This is a genomic window from Acidocella aluminiidurans (genome assembly GCF_055383125.1).
Window position 1 is genome coordinate 3336544 of record NZ_AP031589.1, and the last position, 15483, is coordinate 3352026.

Consider the following 15483-nt stretch of genomic DNA (forward strand, 5'->3'; position numbering starts at 1 on the left):
ACCTAGCTTGGCTTTCGAAAAATTCAATCGAATTTAGAGCGGCAAGCGCAGATGGCTATGGGCCGTCCCGTCTTGTCAGGATCAGCCGCTCCAAAGCCCCCAGCGAGGCGTAAATCGCAACTCCGGTCGCGCCGAGCAGGAACAAGGCGGCAAACATACGCGGAATTTCAAGCCGGTAGCTTGCCTCGATGATTTCCCAGGCCAGCCCGGACGCAAAGCCGCCGGACCCCGCCACGAATTCCGCAACGACGGCCCCGACCAGCGCCAGCGTGCCGGCGAGCCGCAATCCCGTCAGAAAGAAAGGCAATGCGTAGGGCAGAGAGAGATGCAGCAGGACCTGCCAGCGCCGTGCGCCATTCAGTTTGAACAGGTCGAGAAGTTCGGGCGGGGTACCGGCGAGGCCAGACGCCGTATTTGAAAGGATGGCGAAAAACGAAACCACCATCGCGCAAGCAACCAGCGCCAGAAATGGTTGGCCGACCCAGATGATGATCAGCGGCGCGATGGCAACCACCGGCGTGACCTGCAGCATGACTGCCCAGGGCTGTACCGCGGCGCGAAAGAGTGGGCTGGCGGCCATCGCGAGTGCGAGCACAACACCGAGAATGGTGGAGGCCAGCAAGGCGGAGGCCGTGACGGCCAGGGTCGAGAGCAATCCAGCCCCGAGCGCCCAACGGGCTTTGAAAAACGCCGTGGCGATGGCGACTGGGCCCGGCATGACATAGCTAGGCACATTGCCGATCCAGACCGCCGCCTGCCAAAGGCCCAGGACAAACAGCAGAAAGATAAAAGGTGCCAGCCTGGTCATGGGTCTGGTCATGCTGGCACGGAACGCTGGAAGCATTCGGTGATTTTACTCACCATGGCATGGTAGGCGGGGCTGTTCCGGCGCTGTGCGTCGCCCTGCAGGTCTGAGGTGAAGGTCGTAAATATCCGTCCCGGCCGGCTGGTCATGATGATGATCTGGCTGGCGAGGTAGGCGGCCTCATATATCGAATGGGTCACGAAGATCACGGTCATGCGGTTTTCGCGCCACAAGGCGAGCAGGTCGTCCTGCAAACGATGGCGCGTGAATTCGTCCAGAGCGGCGAAGGGCTCATCAAGGAGCAGCAAAGAGGGCTTGGAGACGAGGGCCCGGGCGATCGAGACGCGCATTTTCATGCCGCCTGACAATGATTTGGGCTTGGCCTGCTCAAACCCGGCCAGCCCTACTTGCCTCAAGATGGCCGAGACCCGTGGCATGGCATCGGCCCGGCTCACGCCACGAAGCCGCAAGGGCAGGTAGACATTTTCCGCGGCATTGGCCCAGGGCAGCAAAGTCGGATCCTGAAAGACATAGCCGATCTCGCCGGGGGCCGGCGGCCCATTATGGCCCCAGTCGATCTCGCCCGCGGAGGGGTGCTCCAGCCCGGAGAGCAGACGCAACAGCGTGGATTTGCCGCAGCCAGAGGGGCCGAGCAGAGCGACAAAGTCACCGGGTTGGATCTCGGCGTCGATATCTTCCAGCGCCTTGGTGCCGGAGCCGAATTGCTTCGCGACGTGGCGCAGTGAGATCATTAATTCTGCGCCGGCCGGCCGTGATCGACGAATTCCAGCGTATAGGCGCTCTTATAATCGAGCGTCTTGTCATACATTCCCGTGGCGGCCATCTGATTGAAAAAGCTTTTCCAGCGGGCATTGGTCATCGCGTAGATGCCTTGCGTTTTGGCGTCGCCGGAATCGACGATCCCCCTCTGCTTGAGCTGTTCGTACCCGAATTGCATCAGCCCGTCGGTCATATCCGGATTGGCGGCTTTGATCGCGGCAAAGGCTGGCTTGGGGTCTTTATAGAGGAAATCGTACCATCCCTGCGCGGAGGCGGCGATGAAGCGTTTCACCAGGTCCGGGTGGGTTTTCACCATCTTGTCGCTGGTCGCGATGAGGCTGGCATAGCCGTCAAACCCTGAATCCGGCAGCGCCAGCACGACAGGCCATTCGCCCGTGGCCTGATGCACAAGATAGGGCTCGGAGGTGACATAGGCTTCCTGGATATCGTTCTTGTTGGTCAGGAATGGGGTCAGTGAAAACCCGTAAGGGCGCAGCTGGGCGTCCGAGTAGCCGTATTTTGCCTTGAGGAAGAGCCACCAGCTGGCGCGTGTGTCGGTCGAGACCGCGATCGGTTTGCCTTTCAGCTCGGCGAAGTGATCATCGCCCTGGCCCGGATATGCGATCAGGCAGTCCGGATCTTTTTGAAAGCCGGCGGCGACCACCTCATAGGGGATGTGTTCCTGCACGAAGTTCAGAGCCAGAAACGCGTTGGAGGTGATGTCGAAATCCAGCTTGCCCGAAATCAGCAATTGCGCCGTGTTTACCTGCGGTCCGCCTTGGAAGATGGTGACATCCAGCCCGGCTTTCTTATAAAGCCCTTCGGCGATCGCCTCGTAATAGCCGCCATATTCCGGTTCCGCGACCCAATCCAGGCCAAAGCTGACTTTGTCCGCCGCCCTTGCCGTGTTAGCGAGTGGGATGAGAGCCAAGCTTGCGGCAATGGCGATACGCAGCGAGCGGAACATGCGGTCAACTCCAAACTCTTGAGTTTCAAATCAAGACCTGCGGCTTCAGGAGTGCGTCCTGAAGCAAGGGCATTTAAACAGGACTTACCATGGGCGATGTCAGGATCAAGGCGGGGATTTGGGTTGCGGCTTCATTGCGGCTGGGAATGTTGGACAATAAGCCGGGCGTCGTGGTCCGGAAGGGGGATCCGGATGCCGGTGGCGTGCTGGTGAAGCTCTATGGACGTAGCGGTTCCATCGTCCTCAGCCAATTTCGCGACGTCGCCGGAGAGCTGGCCTGGATGCGCGCCACGGGCGCGGAGCCGGTCAGTGAACAGGTCGCGGACGATTATATCGCCAAGCAGACCCGTTTCGATCCTGATATCTGGGTGCTGGAATTCGACGCGCCGGATTATCTGCCGCCGTTCGATGCCAAGATCGTCTAAGGCCTCAAATTTTCGTTCTTGCGGGAAGCCACACGCCTTCAGCCTGGGCATGTGGATGCCAACGCCGAGACGGCCGGACGGGGCGGCGATACAGCTTTGTGGAGCATGCGGCCGAGCGCCCGGGCGACCATGATCGAATGCTTGAATTGGCAGGGCTGAACCAGATGTTCGGGGCCGTTGAAGAAATCAGCCGACGGATACCGGCTCTTGTTTTCGAGGTCGAGAAAATCCACCCCGTAAATCCGGGTCACGGCGGCCAGCGTTGCGGGGCGAATATGGATGCTGGCCAGCTCCACCGGCCAACCGCCGATCACGATCACGCCTTTGGCGCGTTGGCGGCTTAAGAATTGCTCAATCAACCGGCTACCGTAGCCGGTCTCGATATCCCGGGCGGTGAACGGATAGGAGGACGGGGCGGCGGCAAGCAGCGCGTGATCGGCATCCGCCAGTTGGTTGTCGATCCGGTCTCCCTCGGCGTTATATTCTTGCTCGAGCCGGTTTTTGTTCATCCCTGCCAGTGGCATCTCGACCAGCGCCTCCAAGGCATCAGCCAGCGTACAGCAAAATAACGCACCAGCCACGCGCCCGGGAGGCAGTTTGAGCAGAGCGGACCGATCATGGCGGAGTAATATTTCGCCATCGGCGAAGGCGCGGTATTGCGCGGCGCTCATTGCGTACTGGCTGAACTCCATCGGCATATACACGATGTCGCCGGGCCGCAGGGCCGCGTCATATCGGTTGAAGATTTCATCCAGCCCGAATCCCACGGCGATGCCGGCATTTTCGCAGGGCAGTTCGAGCATCTGCCCGATCACCGCGCAGCTATGCGAATATGGTCCGTTGGATCCCGCCAAAATCACCAGCTTTGGGGAGGGCAGGCTGGAAAGCCGGCTGGCTTTTTGCTGCAATTCAGCGCGAAGCGGTCCCAGTGACAGCGGCCGGTCGAGAAGAAACCCGAACAGCACCGCATATAGCCCCACCGCCAGCAGCGCGTTTCGCACCAGCCTGCGCATCAGAACTGGAAATAAAGAAACGGTATCGCGGACGGCGCGAAAAAGAGCGCTTGTGCCGTGAAGGCCAGGCTGGAGATCAAGGCAAGGCTGCGCCGCCTCTCGCTCATATGGTCAAGAGGCGGCAGACAGAGCGCGATGAACCAGCCCAGCGCCAGCATCATCACGCTCTGCGGCAGGCTGATGCTGCGTGCATCGCCAAGCCAGGGCAGCACGGGCACGACATGTCCCACGCCTGGAAGAAGGGGCGCGAGCAGAGCGGGGACCGCCAGCCCATTCAGCCCCGCCAGCCCCCGATACATCTGCGCGACGGCGGTGAGGTTTTGCGCGCGGAACGGGACCCAGGCCAGGAGCACGCACAGCAATGTAAGTCCCCATGAAACGCCTTTCGGCCAGTGCAGATGCCAGCGCCTGCTCCAGCCATGAAGCACCAGAAAGAGCCCATGCAGCCCACCCCACAGGACGAAGCGCCACGCTGCGCCATGCCATAAGCCCCCCAGCAGCATGGTGACCATAAGGTTGCGAATGCGCTTGCCCTCGCCGTGCCGGTTGCCGCCCAAAGGGATGTAGAGATAATCTTTCAGGAACGAACTCAGCGTGATGTTCCATCGGGTCCAGAATTCACTGATATTCCCTGATTGATACGGGGAACGGAAATTGACCGGAAAGCGGATGCCGAATAATCGCGCTAGGCCGATGGCCATGTCCGAATAACCGGAAAAGTCGAAATAGATTTGCAGCCCATAGGCCAGGAGCGCGACCCAGGCCTCAATCAGTGAAATTGGCTCGCCGCGGGCGGCGGCTGCAAAGCCGGGGCCGACAAAATGCGCCAGCCCATCGGCGAGAACCAACTTTTTTCCCAGTCCCAGAAGAAACAACTCAAAGCCTGCCGGGAGCCGCAATCGTATGCCCTCGCGGGGTTCCAGCATCTTGAGTTGCGGCAGAATATGGCCGGGCCGAACCAGTGGCCCGGAAATCAAATGAGGAAAAAACGCAACGAAGCAGGCATAATCGAGCAGGGGAGGGGGGCGATCTCGCCTTTGGACAGATCGACCAGGAACATGATCTGCTGAAAGGTGAAAAAGGAAATACCCAAAGGTAGAATGACGCCCTGAACCCCGAACATGCCGGCATATTTGAACCAGCCGAGCAGGCAAAGATTGAAGCAGACGCCGATCGTCAGCCAGATCCCGCCCTGTCGTGAACGTATCAACAGGCCCGCAACGGCGAAATTAACACCTATGGACACGAGCAGCAGGAGCAGCAATTCTGGCCGCCACCAAGCGTAAAAAAACAGGCTGCATGCCAGGAGCCATAAAAGTGCCAACTGACGGGACCGGCCGAGCAGCAGAAAACCCCCCAACGCCACGGGAAGAAAGCCCAACACGAACAGCTTGCTGTTGAAGAGCATTTTTTAAACCCGTTAAGGTTGAGTAAGCGTTGCTTAACCCAGCCTTGTGCGCGCGTCCATTGGCCCCACTGGTTCATGATGGTATAGCGCCGCGCCAATTATCGGGTTGAAGATGAACGAGACGCCGAATATCCATCCCGCCCTGCTTCCCGCTGGGCTTGCCGACCTGCTGCCGCCGGAAGCGGAACGGCAGGCGCGGTCTGTGGAAGCGATTATGGATTGCTTCGCGGCGCACGGCTATCAGCGCGTCACCCCGCCCTTGCTGGAATTCGAAGACTCCTTGTTCTCTGGCTCCGGTGCCGCCACGGTGGAGCAGACATTTCGGCTCATGGACCCCGAAAGTCAGCGCATGATGGGCCTGCGGGCCGATATGACGCCGCAGATGGGCCGCATCGCGGCGAGCCGCCTCGCGACCGCGCCGCGCCCATTGCGCCTGACCTATAGCGGTCCTGTTCTGCATGTTCGTGGTACACAGCTGCAGCCGGAACGCCAGCTCGCCCAGGCCGGGATCGAGTTGATCGGGAATGATACGGCGAGCGCGGATGCGGAGATCATTGTCACCGCGATCGCCGCGCTCGAAGCGTTGGGGCTGCGGGATCTTTCCATCGACCTGACCATTCCGCGCCTCGTGCCGAGCCTGCTGGAGAGTGTTCCAGCGCATCTGCATCCGGCTCTTGCCCACGCGCTGGACCGCAAGGATGCCGCTGCCGTGGCAGAGCTGGGGGGCGAACAGGCGGATTTGCTGTTGAAACTTCTGGAGGCCAGTGGTCCCGCGCAACGGGCGGTGGCGGCGCTGCGGGCCATGGCGCTGCCGGAGGCCGTGCGCGGCCAGGCCGAGCGCCTGGGCGAGGTGGTCGCGGCGGTTGAGGCCGTGCTGCCGGCTTTACAGCTGACGGTCGATCCGGTTGAATTCCGCGGCTATCGCTATCATTCCGGGGTGTCGATGACGCTGTTCGCAACCGGGCAGCAGTTGGAGCTCGGGCGTGGTGGACGTTATGTGTGCGGCGATGGCGAGCCCGCGACCGGCATCACGCTCTACCCTGACAGCATCATGCGCCTGACGTCGCCGGCAACGTTGCGCCCCCGGCTTTATCTACCGTTTGGCGCCAGCCTAGCCTCGGCGCGCGCCGCGCGCGCTAAGGGGTTTGCAACCGTGCAGGGGCTTGCACCGCACAGCGCGCCTTGCGATGAAGCCCGCCGGCTTGGCTGCTCGCATTTCTTGTCCGAGGGTGTGATTACCGCCCTCTCCTGAGTAGGATTTTACAATGACCAACGTGACAATCATCGGCGCCCAATGGGGTGACGAGGGCAAAGGCAAGGTGGTGGACTGGCTCGCCAGCCGGGCAGACATCGTCGTGCGCTTTCAGGGGGGGCATAATGCCGGCCACACGCTCGTGGTGGGCAACCAGACCTATAAGCTCTCTTTGCTGCCGTCTGGCGTTGTAAACGGGAAGCTTGGCATCATCGGCAACGGCGTCGTCGTCGATCCGAATGCGCTGCTGGCCGAAATCGAGCGCGTCTCGGCGCAAGGCCTCAAGGTTACCCCGGAAACGCTGCGGATCGCCGAGAACGCGCCGCTGATCCTGCCTCTGCATGCGGCGCTGGACGCGGCCCGCGAAGCCGCGCGGGGCGAGCGCAAGATCGGCACAACCGGCCGGGGCATCGGTCCTGCATATGAGGACAAGGTCGCACGGCGCGCCATTCGCATTTGTGATCTGGCCGAACCTGAGACGCTTTCGGTCAAGCTGGATGAATTGCTGCTGCATCACAACACGCTCCTGGCGGGGCTCGGCGCGGCGGTGTTCAAGAAGGAAGATCTGCTGGCGGATCTGCTGGCGCTGGCGCCAAAGCTGCTGCCTTTTGCCGAGCCGGTTTGGGAGCGGCTCGCCGAAGCCAAGGCCAAAGGCGAAAAAATCCTGTTCGAGGGCGCGCAGGCGGTCATGCTGGACGTGGATCACGGCACCTATCCGTTCGTGACCTCCTCCAATACGGTCGCCAGCACGGCGGGCTCTGGTTCCGGCATGGGCCCGGATGCGGCCGGTCGGGTGCTGGGGATTGCAAAGGCCTATACGACCCGGGTCGGCTCCGGGCCGTTCCCGACTGAACTGCATGACGAGACCGGACAGCGTTTGGGCGAGAGAGGCCATGAATTCGGCACCGTGACCGGGCGCAAGCGCCGCTGTGGCTGGTTCGATGCCGCCATGGTCCGGCAGGCCGTCAAGGTCGGCGGCGTTCAGGGGCTGGCGCTGACCAAGCTGGACGTGCTGGACGGCTTCCCCGAGCTGAAAATCTGCACGGGCTATATGATTGACGGTCAGCCTTACAAGCATCTGCCTGCGGCGATGTCCAAGCAGGCGGCGGCGATCCCGGTTTACGAGGTACTCGAAGGCTGGACGCAGAGCACGCAGGGCGCGCGTTCCTGGGCGGAATTGCCGGCCGCGGCCATTAAATACGTCAAACGTATCGAAGAGCTCGTCGAGGCGCCGGTAACGCTGCTCTCCACCAGCCCAGAGCGGGATGATACCATTCTCATGCAAGATCCATTTGCCGGTTGAGCAAACAGCTTTGACGGCCGCTAGCCCATTATACTTGCTCGATAAGATAGTGGGCTTCGGCTCTCGTTTCGGCGTCAGCGCATCGTTTCTGCGATTTGCGATCGTCGGAACTTTGGGTTTTTTGTGCGATACGGCGACGGTTTATCTGCTGCAGCATCTTGTGAATTTATATGTCGCGGGGACGGTGAGTTTCGTTGTCGCGGCGAGCTTCAACTGGTTTCTCAACCGTATCTGGACATTTCGAGGCGTTGACCACGCACCGCTGCATCTGCAGTGGGTGAAATTTCTGGTTGCGAACTCGATCGGCTTTGTTGCCAATCGTGGCGTTTTCTTTTTCCTGGTTGCGTCGAGTGGCATCGTTGTCGCTTATCCAGTGATTGGTGTGGCTGCCGGGTCGCTTGCTGGGCTGGTCTTTAATTATTTTCTTTCCAAAACGTTTGTTTTCCGGTAATACAACCTGAGGTAAAATTTAAAAATTTTACAACCTTTTGGTGTTTGCCATGGTTGAATATCGGGATGGATACGGCACGCGCGTTGCTTTGAGTGATCGCTTGACCGTGCTCGTGAGGCATTTTGTTGCAAAATCGAGATATGCATACCTCCTGCCGATAGCGGACTTTTTTATAATTCTTTTGGTTCCGGGTGCGACGCGGGCGCTAGGGCAGGCTAATGGCGACATGCCGCACTATGCCGGGCTGTGGGGCACGTTGGCGTTTTTGTCGGTCAGTCTCGCCGCATCCCATAAATGTTTTGATCTGCGTGCATCATGGCATGGCGGTGTCGTCGTCGCGATTTCGTATGAGGCGACAGCCTCCGCAGCCATGGCTTTGGCAGCTTTTTTTGACCATTCGGGTGTCCTGACCGGATATTGGACCGTTCTGGATCTCGCCATCACGCCGCTGCTGCTGGTGGGGGTTCATCTCTTGTTGAAGACTGTGCGGCCCTCACAAGCCGCATCATCTGAGGGCGTTTTCGTGGTTTGTCATGATTACTGCCCGATGGACTTGGCGCTCGCCTTGGCACAGCAGGAGGAGCCGAAACAGATAACGGGCGTGTTATATCTGGCGGAGCTACGAGAACAAAGTCATTGGCCTGAATTTCACGACCGCGAGGACTTCCTTGCGCGTTGTGCCCGCCAACAGAGACAGGATGTCGTGTTCGTGCATCATGCAGATTTTGATGCGTTTGAAGATGCGGCATTTTCAGCATTATTCCGGGACATTTTGGCGCTCCCGGTAAAGATCTGGCTTGCGTTCGATGTATCGTTGGACATACCCGCCTGCCTGCGCGGCAAAAGCGGGTCCTGCCGGATTGTTCCAGTTTTGGCGGATGAGCTTGTGACCTCACTTGATTGGACGAAGCGCTGTTTTGATATCGTGGTTTCCACGTCGTTGCTCATTCTCTGCACGCCGATTTTGGTGCTGATCTCAGGGCTGGTGAGCGCGAGCGGCCCCGGCCCGATTATTTTCAGGCAGCGCCGCATCGGCGCGCAGGGCGTTCCGTTTACGGTACTCAAGTTTCGTACCATGCGGCATGTGCAGAACGCGTCTTTTTCGCAAGCTGTAGAAGGAGACTTGCGAATTACAAAAATAGGGCGGTTCTTGCGGCGTACGTCTCTGGACGAGCTTTTGCAGTTAATCAACGTAATCAAAGGCGATATGTCGCTAGTCGGGCCGCGTCCGCATGCACCGGAAACCATGGTCGAAGGGATAAGCTTCGAGCAGGCGCTGAAACTTTACAAGATCAGGCATCGCGTCAAGCCGGGTATCACCGGGCTCGCGCAGATACGCGGACAGCGTGGGGAGACCAGCAAGCTCAGCGCTTTGGAGGGGCGCTTATCCAGCGATCTTGAATATATTCAGGCCTGGTCGTTGATGCTCGATATCAAGATACTCGTTCAAACGCTGCAAGTTCCATTCAGGCCGCATAATGCTGTCTGAGATGGCCCCGAAATTGATAGCCGGCCAGCGTCCGCCTGTCGGCGCTTATGACGCGGATATCACCATTCTCTGTTATAACAGACTCGAAGAGACAAAACAGGCAATTGCCTCGGCGCAGGCGCAGCGCGGGTGCAGCGCCCATATCTCGGTTTTGGACCAGGGCTCTTCTCCTGATACGCTGCGGGCCCTTGTGCGGATGCTCTCAGGTGTCAATAACTGCGCATTATATGCGGTCGCGGAAAATATCGGCGTTGCCGCGGGTCGCAATCTTCTGGCTTCGCTAGGCCACGGGCAGATACTCGTAGGGCTCGATAACGATGCCTGCTTTGCAGATCGGTTCGTCGTGGCCGGCGCCATGCGTGCCTTTAATCGATTGCCTGAGCTTGGCGCATTGGGATTCGCAATATTGACGCCCGACGGGAAGGGGCCGGACTTATCGAGCTGGGGCTACGCGGACCGGCTGCTCGATCGATACCAATCGAAATTCGAAACCACCAGATTCGTCGGTGCCGGCTACGCGATCAGACGCTCAGCCTGGGCTTCGGTCGGCGGATTTGACGAGAATTTCTTCTTTACCTGGGAGGAGTATGATTTCTGTCTTTCCGCGATCAGCCGTGGATGGCGGATTATCTACGACGGCAGGCTGAAGATTCTTCATGCGACGGCAGGTGAAGCCAGGGTCGCATGGCGCGGAGAAAGGATGCGCCATTATGTGCGCAACCGCCTTATCATCGGCCGAAAATGGCACCAGCCCGTGTTGGCTCTGCTGTTATTCTGTTGTGCCTACGCGATGATTGCGGCCCGGCATGGCTGCCTCTCTGCGGCTTGGCAGGGAATGATTGAGGCGCGACATTTCCCCCTGTCATCGCAAAGGCGCATATCGCCAGCGATGCACGCTTATTTGCGCCAGCACGAAGCACGGCATCGAGACTCGGTTTTTCACGGGCTTCATAAAAAGCTTTTCAGCCGTTTGCCGGCTTAGGCTTGGCCTCGGCAAGCGGATGATGCGCCTGCACCAATTTTTGCAGCCGCTCCGCCAGCACGTGCGTATAAATTTCCGTTGTGGCGATATCGGCGTGGCCGAGGAGCTTTTGGACCGCGCGCAGATCGGCCCCTCGTGCCAATAGGTGCGAAGCAAATGAATGCCTGAGAACATGAGGCGACAGGCGTGCCGGGTCGAGACCTGCTTCTAAGGCGACCTGCTTCAGAAGCAAGGCAAAGCCTTGCCGGGTCATCGGTTTGCTGGCATCCCGCCCGGGAAATAAGTAGCGGGATTTGGCGCCGTTGAAGCTCTGCAGGGCAGAGGCGGCGCGTTGTGCAGGCTCGGAAACGGGCACAATACGTTCCTTTCCGCCTTTTCCTTTGACCAGCAGAATCGCTGTGTTCGGGTTGAACGCGCTGCGCTTCAGGTCCAGCATTTCGCTGATTCGAAGGCCCGTGGAGTACAGAATTTCCAATCCGGCATGTGCCTTCAAACCGGGCCCGCCATCCATATGTTCGGCGGCGGCCAGCAACGCATCGACCTCGTTTTCGCTGAGATATTTGGGCAGGCTTTTCGGCCTCTTCGGCGTGGGCATCTCGCTTGCCGGATTGTCATTTCTCACCCCTTCTCGCAGCAGGAAGAGGTAGAATTGCCGTATCGTTGAGAGGCGCCGCGCCTGGGTTTTGGCGGCCATGCCTGACTGCGCGATGCTTTGCAGATACGCCGAAATGTCGGGGGCTTGTGCGGTAAGTAGCCCTTGTCGCGGGGTCAAAAAGCCAGAAAAGTCAATAATATCAGATTGATAGGCGTTCAATGTGTTTGGCGCGGCGCCGCGCTCTGCGGCAAGCATTTCCAGAAAGGCTTCGACTTGATCTTGCGCCATAATCTGCCCCTAACGCCGTTTGAACCAATGTGATAAGCGTCCACGCCGATGTCACTCAATAGTCAAACTGCGCCTGACGAAAGCGCGTCTCCCACGACCCGAAGCATCGTGTTGGTCGGCCTGATGGGAGCTGGCAAAACGGCCATTGGAAAGCGGCTTTCCGTATTGTTGAAGCTGCCGTTTTTTGACGCTGATGAAGAAATCGAACGCGCTGCGGGGATGACGATCAGCGAGATTTTCAAAACCCATGGCGAGGCTTATTTTCGCGCCGGGGAAAAGCGGGTCATCAAGCGTTTATTGAGCCAAGGCCGGATCGTGCTGGCGACGGGCGGTGGCGCATTCATGGATGCCGAGACCAGAGCCACAATCCGTGAATATGCGGTTTCGGTCTGGCTTCGCTGTCCGATTCCTGTGCTCGTCCAGCGCACCTCCGGGCGAACCCACCGGCCGCTTTTGAATGCGGGCAATCCCGCGGATATTTTGAGCAAGCTTTCCGCCGTGCGTAGCCCGGTCTATGCGTTGGCCGATATCATCGTTGATGGATCTGAGGACCCCCCCAAGTGACCACTGCCAAAGTCGCCCAAGCGCTGGAACAACATCGCGCGGCTCGAAAAGTTAACGTAACGCTGTCTCAATCGAGTTATGAGGTCGTGATTGGAGACGGTTTGCTCGCGCGCGCCGGTGCGCTGATCACGCCTTTGCTGCCCCAGCCCCGCTGCATCATCGTCACGGATCAAACCGTCGCCGATCTGCATTTGGCAGGTTTGACGATGAGCCTGGACGAGGTGGGAATTGCCCATCAAGCCCTCATCGTGCCGCCAGGGGAGGCTTCAAAAAGTTTTTCATGTTGGCAGCGCCTGGTTGAAGACCTTTTGGCCGCGAAAATAGACCGCAGAACCACAATCATTGCCCTGGGCGGCGGTGTTGTTGGGGATTTGGCTGGGTTTGCTGCGGCCGCCGTCATGCGGGGCGTTCCTTTCGTTCAGATCCCGACAACCTTGCTGTCCCAGGTCGATAGTTCGGTTGGCGGCAAGACCGGCATCAACTCCACGCACGGGAAAAATCTCGTCGGCGCCTTCTACCAACCTCTGGTGGTGCTGGCGGATACCGGCATCCTGGACACGCTGCCGGTGCGCGAGCGCCGGGCTGGCTATGCGGAAATTGTAAAAACCGGCCTGATTGCCGACCTGGCATTCTATGAATGGTGCGAGGCCCATGCCGCTGCCTTGTTGGCTGACGACAAGCAGGCTCTGGCGCAGGCGATTGAGTATGCCGTGCGGTTCAAGGCGCGCGTCGTGGGCGACGATGAGCGGGAAACCAAACCCAATGACGGTCGGGCGCTGCTCAATCTCGGTCACACTTTCGCGCATGCGTTTGAAGCCGAGACCGGCTATGGCGGCGAATTGCTGCATGGCGAGGCCGTTTCCATCGGGCTTGTCCTGGCCTCGCATCTCTCGGCTTTGCTGGGGCTGGCCCCTCAGGAGGATGCGCCGCGCATCGCGCAGCATTTGGCTGGAGTGGGGCTGCCCACCCGCATTGCCGGCCTATCTGCGGACAGGTTGTTGGCCCATATGAAGCTCGACAAGAAGAATCGCGACGGAAAACTCCATTTCGTGCTGACTCGCGGCATTGGCCGCGCCTTTACGAGCGGAGACGTTCCTGAGGATGCCGTTCGCCTGGCGTTGATCGCCAACGGCGCCGTTTAGCTGGGGAAAAGCTCTCGGGGCCGACGTCATTCACGCCGGCCCCCGGGGCTTGGTCAGGATTGCGCGTCCGGCGACAGGATCACGCATCCCGTTGGGCCGGTAGAGAGCCGATTGCAGGCATTGACCGCTTCGTCATGATGCAGCCCCACGAAGCGGGCGCGATATTTCGTGCCATCGCCAGTGTGAATGGTCATGACCATCGGCTGAGCTTTCATCAAAATCTGCGCGCCGGTCAGCTCCGCCATGCCAAGCGCGGCCTTGGCGTTGGACGAGCTGTCATAAGCCCCGACTTGAATGCCCCAGCTATGCTTGCCTGAGTTGAAATCCACGGGCTGAGCCGGAAGGGTCGCCGCCATGGCGGAGGGGACCAACGAAAATCCATGCCGTGCCGGTGGGGGCGGCGGGGCTGGTAGCGGCTGGGTTGCGAATGCTACCTCTGTCCTGTGAATGACCGGGGCTGGTGGCGCCGGGGGCGGAACAGGCAAGGCGTTGGGCGAGTAGATCGACGACGTAGACGCGGATGCGACACGCACAGGGATTTGTGTCCGCTGAGGCGCTGGGGCCGGAATGGCCTGGGGGCGGGCTTCCAAGGGCGGAATGGCCTGAGTTTGAATCTGCGCCGTCTGTACAGGCGCCGGCATGATGGACGAGATGGGAATTGAAACAGGCGCAGGTGAATCGTCTTCAGCCCCAGCGCGGGGGGCAAGCGAAGCGACCTCAACCGGCGCGGACAATTGCGATGCTGTGGGCGCTACCGGTGTAAACCCGTCTGGCAAAATGCCGCCACCGCGTCCCATCGGTTCTGTGTTCAAGGCAAGTTCATCCGCCGCGGATCTGCGACGAGGGTAATAACCGCCAATATTTGGAGCGATCATAGCCACATAGTTGATCGTCTCGCTGGGAAGAGGGCGATGATAATTGATGAACGAGTCCAGCCGCCCCGGACCGGCATTATATGCTGCCAAAAATCCGGGCGAGCCGTAGATCTGATACATCTCATGGATATAGGCAGCGCCCGCCATGATGTTGTCGTAGGGATTAAACGGGTCGTTTCCCAAGCCGTAGCGGTCAGCCATCTCCTGGTAGGTTCCAGGCTCCAGCTGCATAAGCCCCATTGCCCCGGCAGACGAGACGATCAGATGGCCGCCGCTATATTCATGCCCCCTGATTCAACGCGCATGACCTGGCGGATCCACATTGCGGGTACATCGAAATGCGCTGCCGCGTCTTTAATATAAGGCCCCCATGGATCGCTTGGCGGGCCCGGTGGATTATAATTATGGGCAGCGTGTGAAAGATAGTAAGACGTGGATTCAGCGGCAGTGCGGCTGTTATGGCCACCCGCGCATGCCGAAAGCACAGCCAAGCTGCTGCATCCTGCAACCAGCCCAGGTCTGAATTTCGCAGCTTTCCGAGTGAAGCTGACTGCCAGCTTTCCGATAGCCCCCAAGATCTAAGCCTCCACGCAATTTATTGGCCACCACTTAAACTATTTAGCTCAATGATGGCTTAAACAAGGCGCTATAACCTCTTAAACGAGCTGGAAACTCGCGGCAAGAAAAACCTCGCCTCCTGTCGCTATCGGTTGTCGGGGCCGCATGCTAGCAACCAACCATGGATCGTGCCTGGTTTTCATTGATCATATTATCCGGTTGCCTGGCTGGCTGCGCCAGCTCCGTGCCGTCATCCTTACCCCAAACTGCGTCTCGCTCCGACGCCGCTTTGCGGGGTAAAATTCTGGTTGTGCGCCAAGTCTCTGGCGGACAGGCACTAGGGGCGGTGATGCAGGCGTTGGGGCAGGGGGATGTTGCCTCGTCCTCATCGGCTGACGAGATCATCATTCAGTTGCCCGACGGCTCGGTGAAAGCGCTAATCCCCTCGCCATCCTCTCCACCGCAAAGGTTTTTCGTTGGCGAAGAGGTTTCCATAGATGACACGCCAGAGCTACAGCTCGCGGCGCATTAGGGGAAAGCCTAGAGTCTCTTTCTATTTTTGGCGGCCTCGCGGATGTTTCATACG

14 protein-coding genes and 1 pseudogene are annotated in these 15483 nt (G+C 59.3%); 7 read left to right on the top strand and 8 right to left on the bottom strand.

The features are described from left to right. Positions 1–55: 55 nt before the first annotated feature. Genes ACZ46S_RS16480 through ACZ46S_RS16490 form a run of 3 tightly spaced genes read right to left on the bottom strand, consistent with a single transcriptional unit; the run spans position 56 to position 2552 of the window. Positions 56–820 carry an ABC transporter permease gene (locus ACZ46S_RS16480; RefSeq protein WP_464062604.1) on the bottom strand — a complete coding sequence of 255 codons (765 nt, stop codon included), beginning with the start codon at positions 818–820 and terminating at the stop codon, positions 56–58. Then, positions 817–1557 (bottom strand): ABC transporter ATP-binding protein, encoded by a 741-nt coding sequence (locus tag ACZ46S_RS16485; RefSeq protein WP_464062605.1) that lies wholly within the window; start codon positions 1555–1557, stop codon positions 817–819. The genes ACZ46S_RS16480 and ACZ46S_RS16485 overlap by 4 nt, the downstream gene beginning before the upstream one ends. Then, complete coding sequence (locus tag ACZ46S_RS16490; protein WP_464062606.1) at positions 1557–2552, bottom strand: ABC transporter substrate-binding protein; 996 nt, start codon at positions 2550–2552, stop codon at positions 1557–1559. The genes ACZ46S_RS16485 and ACZ46S_RS16490 overlap by 1 nt, the downstream gene beginning before the upstream one ends. Positions 2553–2641: 89 nt before the next feature. Here ACZ46S_RS16490 and ACZ46S_RS16495 point away from each other — a divergent pair, with 89 nt between their 5' ends. Beyond that, positions 2642–2977 carry a DUF1491 family protein gene (locus tag ACZ46S_RS16495; RefSeq protein WP_464062607.1) on the top strand — a complete coding sequence of 112 codons (336 nt, stop codon included), beginning with the start codon at positions 2642–2644 and terminating at the stop codon, positions 2975–2977. A gap of 38 nt (positions 2978–3015) precedes the next feature. Here ACZ46S_RS16495 and ACZ46S_RS16500 read toward each other — a convergent pair whose 3' ends face one another. Genes ACZ46S_RS16500 through ACZ46S_RS16510 form a run of 3 tightly spaced genes read right to left on the bottom strand, consistent with a single transcriptional unit; the run spans position 3016 to position 5398 of the window. After that, a complete protein-coding gene (locus ACZ46S_RS16500) occupies positions 3016–3990 on the bottom strand; it encodes a hypothetical protein (RefSeq protein WP_464062609.1) in 975 nt (324 codons plus the stop codon). Further along, entirely contained in the window at positions 3990–5006 is a 1017-nt protein-coding gene (locus tag ACZ46S_RS16505; protein ID WP_464064298.1) for an MBOAT family O-acyltransferase, read from the bottom strand. Before ACZ46S_RS16505 ends, ACZ46S_RS16500 begins: the two co-directional genes overlap by 1 nt. Further along, a complete protein-coding gene (locus ACZ46S_RS16510) occupies positions 4964–5398 on the bottom strand; it encodes a hypothetical protein (RefSeq protein ID WP_464062610.1) in 435 nt (144 codons plus the stop codon). The genes ACZ46S_RS16505 and ACZ46S_RS16510 overlap by 43 nt, the downstream gene beginning before the upstream one ends. Positions 5399–5510: 112 nt before the next feature. Between ACZ46S_RS16510 and ACZ46S_RS16515 the strand changes: the two genes are divergently transcribed. From ACZ46S_RS16515 to ACZ46S_RS16535, 5 genes are read left to right on the top strand one after another with little or no spacing between them, the layout of a single operon-like run. Next, the gene (locus ACZ46S_RS16515; protein WP_464062611.1) at positions 5511–6650 is read left to right on the top strand and encodes an ATP phosphoribosyltransferase regulatory subunit; all 1140 of its coding nucleotides are present in this window, start codon (positions 5511–5513) and stop codon (positions 6648–6650) included. A gap of 13 nt (positions 6651–6663) precedes the next feature. Further along, a complete protein-coding gene (locus ACZ46S_RS16520) occupies positions 6664–7953 on the top strand; it encodes an adenylosuccinate synthase (protein WP_464062613.1) in 1290 nt (429 codons plus the stop codon). A 34-nt stretch (positions 7954–7987) separates the two neighbouring features. Further along, positions 7988–8404, top strand: a complete 417-nt coding sequence (locus ACZ46S_RS16525) for a GtrA family protein (protein WP_464062614.1) — start codon at positions 7988–7990, stop codon at positions 8402–8404. 49 nt (positions 8405–8453) lie between these two features. Continuing rightward, on the top strand, positions 8454–9893 hold the full coding sequence (locus ACZ46S_RS16530) for an exopolysaccharide biosynthesis polyprenyl glycosylphosphotransferase (RefSeq protein WP_464062615.1): 1440 nt from the start codon (positions 8454–8456) through the stop codon (positions 9891–9893). Beyond that, a complete protein-coding gene (locus ACZ46S_RS16535) occupies positions 9883–10875 on the top strand; it encodes a glycosyltransferase family 2 protein (RefSeq protein ID WP_464062616.1) in 993 nt (330 codons plus the stop codon). Before ACZ46S_RS16530 ends, ACZ46S_RS16535 begins: the two co-directional genes overlap by 11 nt. Here the strand turns inward: ACZ46S_RS16535 and ACZ46S_RS16540 are convergent. Then, the gene (locus ACZ46S_RS16540) at positions 10856–11758 is read right to left on the bottom strand and encodes a site-specific tyrosine recombinase XerD (protein WP_464062617.1); all 903 of its coding nucleotides are present in this window, start codon (positions 11756–11758) and stop codon (positions 10856–10858) included. The genes ACZ46S_RS16535 and ACZ46S_RS16540 overlap by 20 nt on opposite strands. Positions 11759–11806: 48 nt before the next feature. Between ACZ46S_RS16540 and aroB the strand changes: the two are divergent. Continuing rightward, positions 11807–13464, top strand: a pseudogene (aroB, locus tag ACZ46S_RS16545) (3-dehydroquinate synthase). Positions 13465–13517: 53 nt separating this feature from the next. Here the strand turns inward: aroB and ACZ46S_RS16550 are convergent. Continuing rightward, entirely contained in the window at positions 13518–14540 is a 1023-nt protein-coding gene (locus ACZ46S_RS16550) for a lytic transglycosylase domain-containing protein (protein WP_464062618.1), read from the bottom strand. Between the last annotated feature and the right edge of the window lie 943 nt (positions 14541–15483).